General features: G+C 47.0%; 12 protein-coding genes. 5 read left to right on the forward strand and 7 right to left on the reverse strand.

The features are described from left to right. Window positions 1-22: 22 nt before the first annotated feature. Together MHB82_RS29205 and MHB82_RS29210 are read right to left on the reverse strand one after the other, a co-directional pair. Entirely contained in the window at window positions 23-937 is a 915-nt protein-coding gene (locus tag MHB82_RS29205) for a carbohydrate ABC transporter permease (RefSeq protein WP_341176494.1), read from the reverse strand. Then, window positions 937-1,812, reverse strand: a complete 876-nt coding sequence (locus tag MHB82_RS29210; protein WP_336782517.1) for a carbohydrate ABC transporter permease — start codon at window positions 1,810-1,812, stop codon at window positions 937-939. The genes MHB82_RS29205 and MHB82_RS29210 overlap by 1 nt, the downstream gene beginning before the upstream one ends. A gap of 212 nt (window positions 1,813-2,024) precedes the next feature. On the opposite strand from MHB82_RS29210, the gene MHB82_RS29215 reads away from it, so the two are divergent. Then, a complete protein-coding gene (locus MHB82_RS29215; protein ID WP_341176718.1) occupies window positions 2,025-2,579 on the forward strand; it encodes a GbsR/MarR family transcriptional regulator in 555 nt (184 codons plus the stop codon). Between the two features lie 164 nt (window positions 2,580-2,743). Here MHB82_RS29215 and MHB82_RS29220 read toward each other — a convergent pair whose 3' ends face one another. Then, entirely contained in the window at window positions 2,744-6,745 is a 4,002-nt protein-coding gene (locus MHB82_RS29220; protein ID WP_341176495.1) for a DUF4073 domain-containing protein, read from the reverse strand. Between the two features lie 458 nt (window positions 6,746-7,203). Here MHB82_RS29220 and MHB82_RS29225 point away from each other — a divergent pair, with 458 nt between their 5' ends. Then, window positions 7,204-8,250 (forward strand): CdaR family transcriptional regulator, encoded by a 1,047-nt coding sequence (locus MHB82_RS29225; RefSeq protein ID WP_341176496.1) that lies wholly within the window; start codon window positions 7,204-7,206, stop codon window positions 8,248-8,250. Between the two features lie 114 nt (window positions 8,251-8,364). Here the strand turns inward: MHB82_RS29225 and MHB82_RS29230 are convergent, their stop codons facing one another. From MHB82_RS29230 to MHB82_RS29240, 3 genes are all read right to left on the reverse strand, one after another. Next, window positions 8,365-9,507: a glycerate kinase gene (locus MHB82_RS29230; RefSeq protein WP_110758256.1), complete on the reverse strand. Its 1,143-nt coding sequence runs from the start codon at window positions 9,505-9,507 to the stop codon at window positions 8,365-8,367. A 22-nt stretch (window positions 9,508-9,529) separates the two neighbouring features. After that, a complete protein-coding gene (locus MHB82_RS29235; protein ID WP_095360268.1) occupies window positions 9,530-10,825 on the reverse strand; it encodes a GntP family permease in 1,296 nt (431 codons plus the stop codon). Between the two features lie 254 nt (window positions 10,826-11,079). Continuing rightward, the gene (locus MHB82_RS29240) at window positions 11,080-11,622 is read right to left on the reverse strand and encodes a hypothetical protein (protein WP_095360269.1); all 543 of its coding nucleotides are present in this window, start codon (window positions 11,620-11,622) and stop codon (window positions 11,080-11,082) included. Between the two features lie 98 nt (window positions 11,623-11,720). Between MHB82_RS29240 and MHB82_RS29245 the strand changes: the two genes are divergently transcribed. Further along, window positions 11,721-12,638 (forward strand): phosphatidate cytidylyltransferase, encoded by a 918-nt coding sequence (locus MHB82_RS29245; RefSeq protein ID WP_095290686.1) that lies wholly within the window; start codon window positions 11,721-11,723, stop codon window positions 12,636-12,638. Window positions 12,639-12,757: 119 nt separating this feature from the next. Here the strand turns inward: MHB82_RS29245 and MHB82_RS29250 are convergent, their stop codons facing one another. Beyond that, the gene (locus MHB82_RS29250; RefSeq protein ID WP_341176497.1) at window positions 12,758-13,345 is read right to left on the reverse strand and encodes a hypothetical protein; all 588 of its coding nucleotides are present in this window, start codon (window positions 13,343-13,345) and stop codon (window positions 12,758-12,760) included. Window positions 13,346-13,548: 203 nt separating this feature from the next. Here MHB82_RS29250 and MHB82_RS29255 point away from each other — a divergent pair, with 203 nt between their 5' ends. Together MHB82_RS29255 and MHB82_RS29260 are read left to right on the forward strand one after the other, a co-directional pair. Continuing rightward, window positions 13,549-14,418 carry a DMT family transporter gene (locus tag MHB82_RS29255; RefSeq protein ID WP_341176498.1) on the forward strand — a complete coding sequence of 290 codons (870 nt, stop codon included), beginning with the start codon at window positions 13,549-13,551 and terminating at the stop codon, window positions 14,416-14,418. Window positions 14,419-14,544: 126 nt separating this feature from the next. After that, window positions 14,545-15,603 (forward strand): bifunctional transcriptional activator/DNA repair enzyme AdaA, encoded by a 1,059-nt coding sequence (locus MHB82_RS29260; protein ID WP_341176499.1) that lies wholly within the window; start codon window positions 14,545-14,547, stop codon window positions 15,601-15,603. Window positions 15,604-15,657 lie beyond the last annotated feature (54 nt).

Raw genomic sequence — 15,657 nt, forward strand, 5'->3', positions numbered from 1 at the left:
CTATATAAATATGTTGTAAAAATCAGTTTTTGTTTACGCCAGCCGTCATGTTTACACTTTGCATAATCGTTTTCTGAGTAAACAGGAAGAGAATGAGCAGTGGTGCAATAGTGAACGCACTGGCCGCCATAATTTGCGGCCACGCGAGTCCATAAGCCCCGCCTTCCACAAAGAAGCTGCGCAGACCTGCAGATACCAACTGCAGATTCGGGTCTTTCGTTATCAGCATTGGCCAGAAGTAGTTGTTGTACTGGTCGATGAACGTAATCAATACCATTACGGCAAATGTCGAGCGAACCAGTGGAGCTATAATGGTCCACAAAATGCGGAAGTGCGATGCACCGTCGAGCTGCCCAGCTTCCACAAGCTCATGAGACACCTGCATGAATGCCTGACGAATCAGGAAAATGGAAAACACGCTGACACAGTTGGATACGATCAAGCCTGTATAGGAATCCAGCAGTCTGAGTTCGCTGAGAACCAGATAACTGGGCAGATAAACTGCTGTGCTCGGAATCATATACCCGACCAGAATAAGTCCGGTGAGTATGCCCTTCATTCGAAAACGCATGTGAGTCAGAGCGTAAGCCATCATGCTGGAGTTGATGATCTGGAATAGGCAGATTGCAGCCGCCACACCTGTACTATTGAGCATGTAACGGGCAAATGGAGCCGACTGCCATGCATCCACATAATTGTTCCAGCGGAACGTCTCGGGCCAGAAGGTCGGCGGAAATTGCCAGATCTCATCATTGGTCTTGAAGCCGCTGATCACCATCCAGTAAAAAGGGAAGGCCATCGCCAGGCTGATTAACGCCAGCAGAACATATCGGATGGCAGTACCCAGTACTTTTCCCACACGGGGAGCCTTTTCTTTTTGGGTATTTTCACGACTTGAACCTTTACTTGTTTGTTTACTTATCGCGGTCATGTCCATTAGTAGTGCACCAGGCGTCTGCTGAGCAGGAACGATACACCCGACAGCAGTACGCAGATCAGAATAATGACAACAGCAATGGCCGATGCCTCGCCTACATTGAAGGATTCAAATGCAGACTGATAATACATATAGAGCAGTGTTCTTGTTGATCCGGCAGGTCCCCCCTGCGTCATTACATTAATCTGATCATAGGCCTGCAAGGACTGGATCGTCAGAATGATCGACAGGAAGAACGTGGTTGGCGAGATCAACGGCAATGTAATGCTTCGAAACTTGTCCCAGCTGCCTGCACCATCAATGGATGCGGCCTCGAGCAGATCGGATGGCAGGTTACGCAGCGCAACCAGGTAGAATACCATGGACCAGCCAATGGATTTCCACAGCGTTACAATGAGCACAGCTACAAGTGCCCAGTCCGCATCCCTAAGCCAGCCGATGGGAGATACGCCGACCCAGCCCAGCATCAGATTGGCAAGTCCCACCTCGGGTTCAAATATCCATGACCATGCAATGGATACGGCTACCGTTGGTGTAACCCATGGAGAAAACAGCAGCGTCCGAAACAGACCGGATGATTTGATTCGGCTGTTCATGAGCATCGCCAGTGCCAGTCCGCCAACGATGGTAGGGATCACACTCCCTAATCCGAACAGCAGAGTCACCTTCAGTGATTTGTAAAACTCGGAGTTGGTCAGCAGATAACTGTAGTTCTCCAAACCAACGAATAACTTGTCCGGACTCATAAAATCCCAATCCGTAAAACTTAGATAAACGATGTATCCCAGAGGCCCCAGCCAGAATACCAACAGCGGGACCAGAGCGGGAAGGGTGAACAGAATTGCCTCTGTTTCCCTCCATAATTTCACACGCAATTCACACACTCCTCGTCGTTCAATTTTTATTTAACACTAGGGATAAACTCGATTAAAAATGCTCCATATTCTCTTCTGTACAAAAATGATTGTATAATACATTTGAAAAATCAATTTCCGGGTTATGTTAAAATCACAGGAAGTCATGTAAAATATGAAGACGTAAAAGGAAATCCCATCCATGTACTAGAGGTGAGATTGTGGGAAAAAAAATGGCCGGGGAACAGGAGCCCAAAGTGGTGTCCTATCGGCAGGAACTCAGGGAGAAAGTCATAGACGCCATTGCCCATACCATGGATTTATACGGAGTTAATCATTCCTTTGGCAAGCTGTATGGCATTATGTATTTCGAGGATCGGCCCATGACATTGGAAGAAATGAAGACGTCGATGAACATGAGCAAAAGCAATATGAGCTATGCGGTACGTTCTCTTACCGAGTCACAGATGGTTTACAAACTGGAGGAGAAGCGAGAGCGGCAGGATCTTTACTTGGCAGAAACAGACTTTTTCCGTACATTTCAAAACTTCTTTGGCGCCAAACTCCAACGGGAGATTGACGTTATGCAGGAGAGTCTTCAGGAGGTCATCCCGGAGTTATCCGAGATTATCCTCGCCAGAACAACCCTGCCAGAGGAGCGGGAAGAAGCTTTGCGGGATTTGCATAAACTTCAGCATGCGGAGCAGTATTATCAGTGGCTGCAGGGATTTGTAAACCAGCTGCGGGATGGTGGGTTTTATGGCAATGCTCCAGTTGAACATAATTAAAGCCGTGTAAATGGAGTGGCTAAAGAGCAGACAGTAGGAGAAATATGGTTCGTGGCAGTAAGGTTATGTGGAATTTTTGCATCTAATAAGATATGATTCGTTCTTTAGAATACAAATAAGGTCACTCGATGGGTGGCCTTATTTATTATTGATTTTACGACTGATTATTGCTGTGCTGCAGCTTCGATATCTGCGTATGCCCAGTGAGACGCGGGTACGTCAGAGAACGATTGTGAACCTGTACTCGCTGCTGGTGTACGCTTGAACAATACATTTAATACTTTTACTGCTTCAGCCCGGGTCAATTGGTTATCCGGTTTGAACGTACCATCTGTGTATCCAGTCATCAGACCAGCAGATTGTACATACGCGATCGCTTCTGCAGCCCAGGAATCTGTGGACACATCCGTAAAGGATGCGCTGGCTTCCGTTGCTGCGGATACACTTCCTGATTGCTGCTGCATCCAGCGGTATGCAATCGTCGCCATCTGCGCACGTGTGATCGAACCCTCTGGTACAAATTGAGTTACGCTCATGCCATTCATGATCCCTGCGGATTGAGCTTGTGCAATTTCGCTGTTTGCCCAGTGCGTTGCCGCTACGTCGGCAAAATTACCGGAAATTGTAGATTTAGATTCATCCGTCAGGTTACGCGCCAGCATGGCTGCCATTTGTGCACGAGTCACGAATGCATCTGGACGGAACTCGTCACCAAAACCTTTGATATACGGTTTATTTGGTGTTTCTGCCGCTTTCAGTCCATCGACCACAACCAGTGTGAACGTACTGAATTTGCTCACAGTAAATTCGATGCCTTCACTGCCATCGTTCAGCTGAACCAACTTGCCTTGAAGCAATTCTTTGGTACCGTCACTGTGTTCAATATAGATGGCCAGGTTGTCCAAGGCCTTCTGACGTGCTGCTGCATCTGTCGGCAGACTATCACGCAGTGGCAATGTCAGTGTTACTTCACGGCTCTGCATATTCGTTTCGATTTCGACTGGACGAGCCAGTACGGTTACATTTGCATCAGGCGTAATTTGCTGAATCAATTGCTCTTGCTTCGCGCGTTCTTCCACTTGCTTGCGCTCGGATTCCTGCTTCATTGGCACAATGCGGAAGTACAAGTCTTGGTCGAAACCAGCGGTCGAAGCCGTAGGAATCGAAATGATCGCATTCTCTGTCGAGATCTCCAGCTTAAGTCCACCGTCATTCAGCTGTTTTACTGCTGCTTTTGGCAGTTCAACGCGAGTCTCGGATACGGAATCTTTGGCATCCGGAATGACGATGCGTGCTGTATCCATGCCAAGTTGTTTCGCTTTTTCTACCGATTCTTTGGCAGTCGCTTCAGACATCGTTACGAGGTCCTTCACCTTACCATTTGTTTCTGTTGTACGTGTAATCGTTGTTTTCACCAAATTGGTCCCGTTGGTACCATTCACATCCACCGTAAGTGTTTCTTTGTTGGTTGCAGGCGTTGATGTTACAGGTGTAGATGAAGATCCCCCACCGCTTCCGCCACTGCTTGGCGGAGTGACAACCGGGGTCTTAGGTTCAAAAAACTCATCAAATGCCGATTGAACCTCGGCATAGCTTCCATAACCGTTAGCCGGTTTTTTCTCCAGCATCCATTGTGCGAGTTTTTCGATCTTAGACTCATCACTCGATGCATCTGCTAATTTCGAGAAATTCAATGGGAAATCATCCAGTTTCTCATGATCCGATTGTTTGTTGTACTCCTCCACCTCTTGTTGAATCATCAGAAGTGTAAACAGGGTTTGGCTCATCTCTTCTGCTGTGTTTACATTAAGAGACGGAGAAATGGTCAAGATCATAACCATGCCGAGCACAGCCTTATCCACTGACAGACCCTCTTCTTTGAAGATGAGGCGAGCCATATAAGCGATCAATTTTTGATCTACAACAGATCCCTCTACGTACTTTTTGCTAAGCTCACGGAATTCCTCATAATCTTCGAAGTCTTCAATCGAGATATATTCATTGACTTGAGAAAGCTTCATATAGAAATGATCCAGATGATTTTGCATCTCGGCCTGACTCGTTGCCTTATAAGCAAGCACAGCTTCATATGCCAGCTCAACGATATATCTTACTTGTCCTTCATTTTCATAATCATATTTATCCGGAAGCAAATCAATCAAAGCTTGAGCTACAGCTAACTGCTCTTCAGGAGTAAGATCATTGAATCCCGCAGGAAGAATTACAAGCTCAGGGCTGTTGCGGATAATAGATAGAACCTCATCTAGATTTTCTGCATCTACTGCATCGTTTAATTGCTCCATGGGTGATAATGGGCCAAAGAAAGCATTAAACGTTTGTTGGATAGCTTGGTAGCTTGCGTAACCCTCTACTGGACGATTATCAACCATCCACTGGGCGAGTTCTTGATAGGTGTTGTGCTCCAATTGGTCAACCTTATTTAGATTAAGTGGAAACTCTTCCAAATGTCCAAGGTAAGGATCATTGTTAAATTGCGCCGACTCCTTCTGTAGTAATCGAAGGTTAACCAATGCACTGTGCATTTCAAGCTGGTTACTCAAGTTATTGATCGGGATATAAGTTGATAATTCAGCAGATAACTGATCTTTATATTGATATAAAGGTGTTGAACTGCGAATAAGTTCAAAGGTAATATTGTACACCAAAATCTGCTTATCTACTGCCGACAGATTGTTATACTTTTTCCCAACACTATAAATGGTAGAGATGCTGGAATCCATATTTCCACTGAATACGTCAGGCAGACCTCTCAGCATGTCAAAATACGTTGTAACCCTCTGTTCCACGCTCAGCAAATCACGCGTTTCAAGGAGGTTCCGAGGGTAAACAACCAGGTCAATCACATATTGCACTTGATCTTTATTTATATATCCTTTGCTGCCGTTCATAAACGTCAGAAACTCAGCCATGGATTCTTTCTCATCCTCGGTCCAGTTGCCAAAATCCTGAGGAAGAATTACTCCAACTTGAGGATCTTGAACTGCAGTAAGCACACCGGCTACATCTTCATTACTTTTTGCCAAGTTTATTGCCTCAAGTGGATCTGCTCCTCTATTCTCGGTGAAGGTCAATGTCACGTAAGGACCTACTGGAGTACTTTCAGTTGCTTTCACACGTACCCATACCGTTTGCACACCGTCAAATTGAGGTTGATTAGCAGAACTGTGAACAAACCAATCCACGCCAGCATTCGTGCTATATTCCATTGTATCGTCCGCACCTAAGATCACATTGGCCTCATCATCCGCTGTCACTGCTGGCGCAGCCACTGCGAAGAATGCGTCAAAGGCGGCTTGTACTTCTGCTGTGGTATTGTACCCTTCAACACCGGGTCTTTTATAAATCATCCAATCTGCCAGTTCCGCCCGTCTCTGCTCATTACTCTGGATGGTAGACATCTTCTCCATGTTGATTGGAAAAGGGTGAACTGTAGCATTTGGATCCATACCAATCATCCAAGTCATTTGATAGTGTGCATAGAGACTATTCAGTGCAGCATCCATGTCTGATCCAGTGATGGGTCTGTTAATTGGAAGATAATCCGACATCAGCACGTTCAGTAATTGAATCTGACCCTTATAATTAATGGGTGTTTGGTGTTGACCTAAAGCAGGTCCAAACATCACAATATTTGTGAATATTTCCTTATCAGCACCTCTTAGCATGCTGTAGGCAGCACTCGCCTCAACCATTGGTTGTGCTTGTTCAGAAGGTAGGAAGTCTCTGGCCCGACTAAAATAAAAATTATATATATTATCCAAATAAAATTGTGCGGTACTTAAATCCGTCGCTTTAGGCAATTCTACTAGAAAGTATAAGAGGAAGAAAATGTCGTTAACCTGACTTTGATTCACATAATCTGTCCCAATTGGCAGCAAAAGAATCAATCCTCGTGCCAGTTCCCTCTTTTGTTCTTCATCCAGCCCATCATAGAGCGTTGTTTTATCGGTATTATCGATTAGACTGCTGTTCTCTATGAGACTTTGAACTTGTGAAATGGTTTGCTCAATATCCTGATCTGATTTTCTGATTCCATTTAATTGCTCCAGTGGTGTAGATGCTGCATTCGCTACCCCACCCACACTAACAACCTGCAAAAACAGAACTGCAACTAATATACAACTTACTAACTTTCTATAAAGCATAAACCTGCATCCTCCCCTTCTATTCCATTCAAATGGTCCGCAATTAGGTCTATTGTAGTACACAACTCTGAACGGATTCTGAACAATCGATCTAAAAAATGGAAAAAGATCCTTCCTGAAGATAAAAAACAGGCTGAATCTCTACATTTTTCGTCATAATTCATCATTTTTTAATTCACATATAATCTCGAAGACCTAATACCCTCTATGTCGAGCCTATCAAATCAACGTCTAGTGAACATCTACAAAATTCTAGTCCAAGAACCTTAACGAATCAGAGCGGGAACTGGGACAGGATTATATCATCACTCGCGCAATCAAGTTGAATATGTCATTTGTGTAAGCCTTATCAGTCCTTTATAATTTCGTTCATATGAACAATGTAGATAGATATGCCAACATTCGAAATAACGGATGACCTATATTTAAGCAAAATGAATAGAAAGGGGGAAATAGCGTTGCTGCAGCTCACCGAGAGACAGGCACAGGAAATCGTCGACAAAATGATGCAGGACATCCCGTATAACATCAACATCATGAATGAACAGGGCATTATTATTGGAAGCGGCCAGAAGGAGCGAGTCGGAACTGTTCATCAGGGGGCTGTTCGGGCACTGACAACAGGAAGCCGAATTGAGGTCTGGCAGGACGGGAAATTAGAGAAAATGGGCACCAATGAACCGATTACGATCAACAACCAGCATGTGGGTGTCATCGGAATCTCCGGCCATCCGGATGAGGTCCGCCCGTTCTGTAACATTGTACGGACAACGGTAGCGCTCCTCATTGAACAACGTAACCAATTGGAAAGTCTGGCTCATGAAACATCGCGCAAGAAGGCCTTTCTGGAACGCCTATTGAATCATTACGGCTCCTATTCCTTGAAGATCAGGAAAGAAGCATTGCAATACAAACTGGATCTGCAGCTGCCAACCGTCCTCCTCTACATCAAGGCCAGTGGAAGTACTCCTGAATTCAATGAAAGTATAGGCAAAGTATTGCTGCAATTCCCCTCGTTCTCCATGGAGGACGAAGGTGACGCACAGATTATCATGATTCAAAGCGAAACAGATCTTGATTCACTCCTTGAGCGATTACGTCAAGAACAGCCTCACTGCTTTATTTCAGTCAGCCGAAAAGAACCCAACGTCGCCGTTTGTTATGAGCAGGCAAAATCCGTCATGAATATTTTGATGGCACTTCAGCCGGCTACTCCTCACCTCTATTATGATGATGTGCACTTTCTGGTAAGCTTCAGCAAGGCTCGCCTGACGTCTCAAGCCAACATCATTAGCAGGCTGGAAGATCATGCAGATCTGCTGGAAACCTTGCGCAGCTTCATCCACCATAACGGCAGCATGACCATGACGGCTACCGATCTGAACATTCATCGCAATACGCTGCAGTATCGCCTCAAACGCATAGAGAGCATTACGGGCAGAGACCCTCACAACTGGTTCGAACTGATCGAACTTACCCATGGCCTGCTCTCACTCCATCAGTAACACCAGCCATCCATAACAAAGAGAGACGGGCATGCAGCATCTGCACGCTGGCAGATCCGCAACCCGTCTCCGTTATACTCTCATTTATCATTTCATCCCGATTGATAATCAAGATCACAAACCCAACTTCAGCACTCTTGCAATATTCTCCATGGTCCGCTCCACATTCTCCGGCCCTTCACGAAGCAGCTTACCCAGATCGGCTGCCCCCGGTACAATACCGAATACAGCATCAATACCTTCCGTGTACAGCGTATCAATGCCTTCACCAACGTACCCTGCAATGGCGATGACTGGTTTGCCCGCTTTTTTGGCAGCCTGTGCAACGCCATACGGGGTCTTGCCGAATTTTGTTTGAAAATCGATGCCGCCCTCACCTGTAAACACCACATCTGCATCAATCAGCTTGCCCTGCAAACCTGTGTATTCGATGACAATCTCAATACCTTTACGCAGAACGGCCTGGGTAAAAATCAGCAATCCTGCACCCAGTCCACCCGCTGCTCCTGCGCCTGGAACATCCCGAATATCCTTGCCCAGCTGCTGTTTCACCACCTCCGCATAATGAGAGAGATTGGCATCCAGCAGCTGTACCATTTCCGGTGCAGCCCCCTTCTGCGGCCCGAACACCCTTGAAGCACCATGCTCTCCGCATAATGGATTGGTCACATCACAGGCTACAATGAGCTCTACTTCCTGCAAACGCGGGTCCAAACCCGACACATCGATATGGGTCAACTCGTTCAGAGCCCCACCGCCACGAGCAAGTGGCTGCCCTTGGGCATCCAGAAACTTCGCGCCGAGCGCCTCAGCCATGCCTGTGCCGCCATCGTTGGTGGCACTGCCACCAATTCCGATAATGATTTTGCGAATGCCAAGATCCAGACATGCCCGAATCAATTCGCCTGTTCCATAAGTGGTCGTGCGGAGCGGGTCCCTGCTGTCCGGGGTTACCAGATGAATGCCGCTGGCTGATGCCATCTCAATGGCTGCCGTGGTGCCGTCGCCCAGAATGCCATACTGCGCCATGACCGGTTGACCAAGCGGCCCGCTCACCTCTTTCCGGTGAATGACACCGTTCGAAGCATCCACCAATGATTGCACGGTCCCCTCCCCGCCGTCTGCCATCGGCACATGGATGTAACTGGCGGTCGGATAGATTTTACGCAATCCTTTTTCCATCGCAATACAGACTTCCTTCGCCGTCATGCTCTCCTTGAACGAATCCGGTGCCAGTACAAATGTCTTCTTTCCCATTCTTCTCACCCCATCCTTGTTATTAGAGGATAAATCCGTATAGTAATGTGGCTACAGTCGCCATCGTCCCACCTACAATAGCTTCATAAGGAATGACACCCATCCGCTGCCGGATCGTCATTTTCATGCTGTCAGCCGAAACGTGGAAGTAATTGCCCTGAGGCAGAGAATCAATGACGGTCGCCCCGGTGTGCACCATAACCGCTGCTGCGAGCGGAGCCGTTCCCATGTTCAGAATCGCGTCGCCGAACGAGCCTGTTGCCAGAATGACACCGGTTGATGTAGAGGCAGTGGCTGCTGCCATCAGAATACCCGCAATCGGCGCCAGGAAAGTACCTGAGATGCCGGATGCTTCAATTAAACTAACCACCTGACCTGACAGGTCGGATGCAGAGATCAGACCCGCAATCCCGCCCGCGCCGATCAGAATAAGCACGGTCGCTGTCATTTTATTCAATCCGGAAGTTGTGTACTTCACAATGTTTCTACCTTGTCCCATCGCCAGCATGCCGATGATGCCGGCAAGCGGCAGAATATACATCGCATCCACTTTGAACGTGGATAGTACTTCTACCCCTGTTATGGAACCAATCGGGTTAATCATTAACAAAATGATGGCTACCAGAGGTGCAACAATCGCCTTTTTCAGTGGCGGGTACTGTGAGGTATCCACTTCACCTTGTTCCGCTTCCTGATCAGTAACCATTACGCCTTTATTTTTGAGCATCGAAGCGACGATAACGGTTACAATTAATCCGCAGATGGCTGGAATCACCCCTGCCAGCATGACATTGCTGAGATCCAGATCGAATCCACGTGCCGCTGCAATCGTATTGGGATTCGGAGAGATAATGTTGCCCGCCTTACCACCGCCAGATAGCGCAAGAATCAGGGCCAATTTGGAAATGCCCATTTTGTTACCCACAGACAGTGCGATTGGTGCCACTATAAGTACGGCAACGGGGATGAATACCCCAACAGCTGTAATAATCATCGTGGCCAGTGCCAATGCCAGAATTGCCTTGCTTCCACCAAATTTTCGCACAATCGCCTGAGCTATTGTCTCTGCAGCTCCAGACTCCATCATGACACCTGCCAGAACCCCTGCCGCAAGAACGCGGAGCACGGTGCCCATGACGCTTTGCGTACCATTCACCAATATATTTACGGTCTCTTCCAGGTTTGCTCCACCAATTAAAGCGCCTACAATTGCCCCCAGAAATAAAGAATAGACCGGGTTCAGCTTCCTTAAGATCAATATGATGGCAATAGCAAGCCCTGCCAGTGCGCCAATCCAACTAATAGTTAAAGCCTCCATTGTGATTGCCCCCTTGCTCTCGTTGAACACGCTTTCATTATAGAGGCTGGCGCATCAAATAAATATTGATGAAAGGACGAAATTCATTGTGCATATGCACAACAAGATAAAAGTAAAAAATGCTCCGGTTCATCCCCCAAACGGCGAAGTCATTGAGTTTATTGAAGAAGTGGACTTTGATCATTCGGCGAGATCCTCCCTGTAACAAGAACAGCCTGCTGCTCAATGATCCGAGACAGCAGGCTGTTCTGCATTTAGGTGACTGGCTTATAGTCGCTTAACTTTCCTTCGTACACCAGCTTCAGGCGATCGCTTTGTCGAAAATCATCAGGGGTCACCAGTGCAGGCAGCTTATTCCACAGCTTAATTCCCGAACGTTGAAGGATTTCCGCCACGAACTGGGAGCAAAAGTAAGAGTTGCTGAATTCCACTGGCTCCTTCAGGGTAATGCCGATGACCCCCAGCAGATTATACATGTACTTCTGACGGCTGCGGATGAAGATCTGCAGCACGCGTTTCATTTTTTCCACCTCGCGATCCGTAACCTGAAGCTCATAAATAACACATGTCGTATTTGGATATTTGCTATATGTACCCGTCTGAATATCCTCCTTCACAAAACCGCCATTCAGCGGATTGTTCGGGTGCTTGCGGCCGAAGCTGTACAGCTCGGATAATTCCCGGTTGAAAGAGATCGAGGCATGATTGTATGGTGCTCTGGTGTAACTCTGAATAACCTTGGTAAACAGTGTCCCTGTATTCGTAAGCAGGATGTAGATTGAACGGTCGGCTGTCATAACGAAATTTCCCCTTATCAAGTTGGCACTATTCCTTCATAATAACATAGGTACCCAATTATGGGATCTTACTTCTGGAATAAGCAGGTGATTGGTTCGTGAGCAGCTCGCTCTTCACATTAACGCTCATTTTTGCAGCATTACTCGTCATACATATCGTGTACAAAATCATTGCCAAGCTTCAGCCGGATAAGGACTATTCGGGCATCGGCAACAAAATCAAGACCTGGTGGGGCATGCTCGTCATTTTCTGTCTCGCTACGCTCTTCAATCCGATTGTTTCCCTCATCTCGTTGATGGTACTCGCGTTCTTCGCGCTCAAAGAGTATTTCTCCATGATCCGCAGCACCCGAAAGGCTGACCGCCGGCTGTTCCTATGGGCTTATCTCGCTATACCAGTGCAGTTCTATTGGATCTATATTGGATGGTATGGGATGTTTATCGTCTTTATTCCGCTGTATGTCTTCCTCGTGCTGCCTCTGCCCCGCTTGATTAATAAGGGAACAGTCGGCTTCCTGCGAAGTGTAAGTTCTACGCAGTGGGGATTGATGCTAATGGTATTTGGACTCAGCCATCTGGCCTACTTTCCGTTCGCAACACCGGAGTATGGGTCGAAGCTGGTCCTCTTCCTTGTAGTGTTAACACAGCTTAACGATGTGGTCCACTATCTGGTCTCCCTCTATCTGGGGAAACGAAAAGTGGTACCCACAGCCAATCCATTTTTGACATGGGAAGGATTCGCCTGTGCATTCGTCATCACAACGGCAGCCTCCTATTTCATTCACCCTTATCTGACTCCGTTCGATTGGCAATTCGGGATCTTTATCGGTGTATTGATCAGCCTTGCCGGTTTCTTCGGAAGTCTGACGGTGTCTGTACTCAAGCGCGACTTGTTAATCGGGGACGACAACAAATTCGATGCACTCAAAAAAAGCTATCTAAGTCGGGTCGACAGCCTGACCTACACTTCTCCGGTCATGTTTCATGTCGTTCGTTATTTCTTCGATTTCATGTAGAGCAGACCACGCTTAACGCAAGATGCATTTTTAGATATCGTGCCAAACGAAAAAACTGCACCTCCAATCGTTAGATGGTGTCCAACAATTGGGGTGCAGTTCAATATCGGCTGCATTCTTTATTTCTTCAACTGAACTTCCTGCTCGGCCAGTATTTCCTTACCCGCTTCATTCTTGTAGACAAGTGTGATTTTACCCCGTTCACCCTTCATCTCATCCGAATACATAAAGCCGGAGAACTGTCCGTTCCCGCTAATATAGAAGCCTTCTTTACCGTCACCACCATGCTGAATGGCCTCTGCAGGTGAGTTAATAATGGTAATCTGGTTGGATGTCCAACGCAGCTCAGAGAGGGTGTAGCCCTCTGGCACCTGGCTCACAGAGAAGTCAAAGCTTTTGTTATTTTCTGTCGGCTTGTCCGATTGGTCAATTTGAATGGTGATCTGTTCGTCATTTGCTGATGAATCGGATTGGGCAGTCAGCTTCCCTTCATCGCCATCCGCCGTATTCGCCGGGTCCTCATTGCCCTGTTTGGCATCCGAGTTCGGAATGGAGCCTTTTCCCGCTTCCTCGATAGGCTGCTTGGATTGCGGATAAGCGTGTTCCTGAACCGATTCATTGTTATTTTTCGCGCCACAGGCGCTGATCAGCAGCAGGATGCAAAGCACTGATGCCCAAAGAGCAAATGTATTCGTGTTCTTTTTCATCATTGGAACTCCTTCCATCTTGGTCTAATCCATGTAAACGACACATGCCTTATTAATCACTACACCATATCGTCCCTCATGAAGCTCCATAATATGTAAACCCACCGAATTTGATCATTACAGCCACACTTCGATGAGTTCTTAACTATTGACGTGTTACCTTGGTTAGACAAAGGCATTACCGAATTTAGGGGGGGAACATATTGAATCGCTTGGTTTACATCATACTTGTCATCATTGCCACTTCGCTTATGGGTTCTTCTTTTGCTGTTGGCAAAATCGGGCTCGCTTATATCTCTCCACTTCTTCTCGTAGGTATCCGTTTTACACTGGCTGGGGGACTCATGGCACTATGGGTGTGGAACAAAAATCTTCCCTCCACCTTACTGGACTGGACCCGATTATTCGTTATTGGTATGTTCCAGACGACCGGGGTTATGGCCTGCATCTTTCTTAGTATGCGTACCATTCCTTCTGGAGAGACCTCTATTCTTACGTTTACCAATCCGTTATTGGTTGTTATTCTGGGAGGTCTGTTTCTCCATCTGAAGTACCGGTTTTATCAGTGGATAGGTGTCGTTATTGGTATTATAGGAGTGTTTGTTACGTTGGGATTTCACTTGCAGTTATCAGAAGGAACGTGGCTGGGCATAGGCTCCGCCTTGTCTTGGGCCATTGCTACTTTACTCGTAAAAAAGTGGGGGACCCGCTTTAGCACCTGGGTATTGACCGCTTACCAGATGTTATTCGGCGGCCTGCTCCTATTACTGCTCAGTTTAACGCTGGAGACACCACATCTGGAGCTTAACGCCATTTCCATTCGCGCTGTTCTATACCTGGCATTGCTTGGCTCCATTGTTCAGTTTGCTACATGGTACTACCTGCTGAGCAAAGGTGATCCTGGCAAAACAAGTGCCTTTCTTTTTCTAGCCCCGTTCTTTGGCATACTATCCGGCTGGCTGCTTCTTGGGGAGGTTATTCAGAGCTACGTTTATATTGGCGGGTTATTTATATTCCTGGGGATCTTTTTGGTAAACTGGACTGGAGGAAAGAAACACATTGCATTGAAATAAAAATATTCATGCCTGATTTTCGGCGATGCCCTGCGCATCGTTTTTTTATAATAACAAAGACAGATGTGACTTCCGAAAGGACTGCATCTTGCTAGCTGGAACAAAAACCGTAAGGACGTGCGTTTAATGATCTCTGCTGAACTGAAAGAACAATATTATCAGGCTCTGGTTGCCAAAGATTCGGAATACGAAGGTTTATTCTATGTTGGTGTCAAAACGACAGGTGTATTCTGCCGCCCTACCTGCCCTGCACGGAAGCCCAAATATGAAAACTGTGAATTTTACGAGACCGCACAGCAGGCACTGCTCGCTTCATTTCGCCCCTGTCAGCGCTGCCGTCCATTATCCCACCCCAACCAGGTATCCGATGTAGTCCGAATACTGGTCGAGGCCGTGGAGAACAATCCAGAAAAGCGCTGGAAAGGCCAGGATTTCAAGGATTTGTCCATCGATGAGTCCACGGCACGCCGCCAGTTCAAAAAGCGGTTCGGCATGACCTTTGTGGAGTATGCTCGCGCACGTCGTATGGGACTAGCTTTGAAGAATATCCGCTCAGGCCGTACCATTATCGATGCCCAGCTCTCGACCGGTTATGAATCCAGCAGCGGCTTCCGGGATGCTTTCTCCCGAATTATGGGCGCTGCTCCTACTCAAGTGGATGATGGTCAGGTATTGAAGGCTTCCTGGATCGATACACGTCTCGGACCCATGATGGCTGTGGCAGATGATACAGCCCTGTATTTGCTTGAATTTGTGGATCGCAGAGGTCTGGAGCGGGAAGTGGAGCGCCTTCGGAAACGAACCAGGTCCGCCATTGTGCCTGGTGTAACTGAACCTATTCGCTCCATAGAGAAGGAACTGGCGGCGTATTTTGACGGGACTTTAACGGCATTTCATACACCGTTGTTCTGTTTAGGAACACCATTTCAAAAGAGTGTCTGGGAGCAGCTTATCGCGATTCCGCCAGGCGAAACAAGGTCATATCAGGATATCGCTGTTGCACTGGGTAAACCATCCGCATGCCGTGCAGTCGCACAGGCCAATGGAGCGAATCAACTGGCCATTGTAATCCCGTGCCACAGGGTCATTAATACAAGTGGTGATCTGGGTGGGTACGGCGGTGGCCTCACTCGCAAGAACTGGCTATTAACCCATGAGAAGACTGCTTATGAACAAATTCGTTGAGACATAGTCAGTGAAGTAATCCATTAATAACGATATAACGGAGGAGAATCATCC

This window comes from Paenibacillus sp. FSL K6-2862, from assembly GCF_038005125.1.
Lineage (GTDB): Bacteria > Bacillota > Bacilli > Paenibacillales > Paenibacillaceae > Paenibacillus > Paenibacillus illinoisensis_A.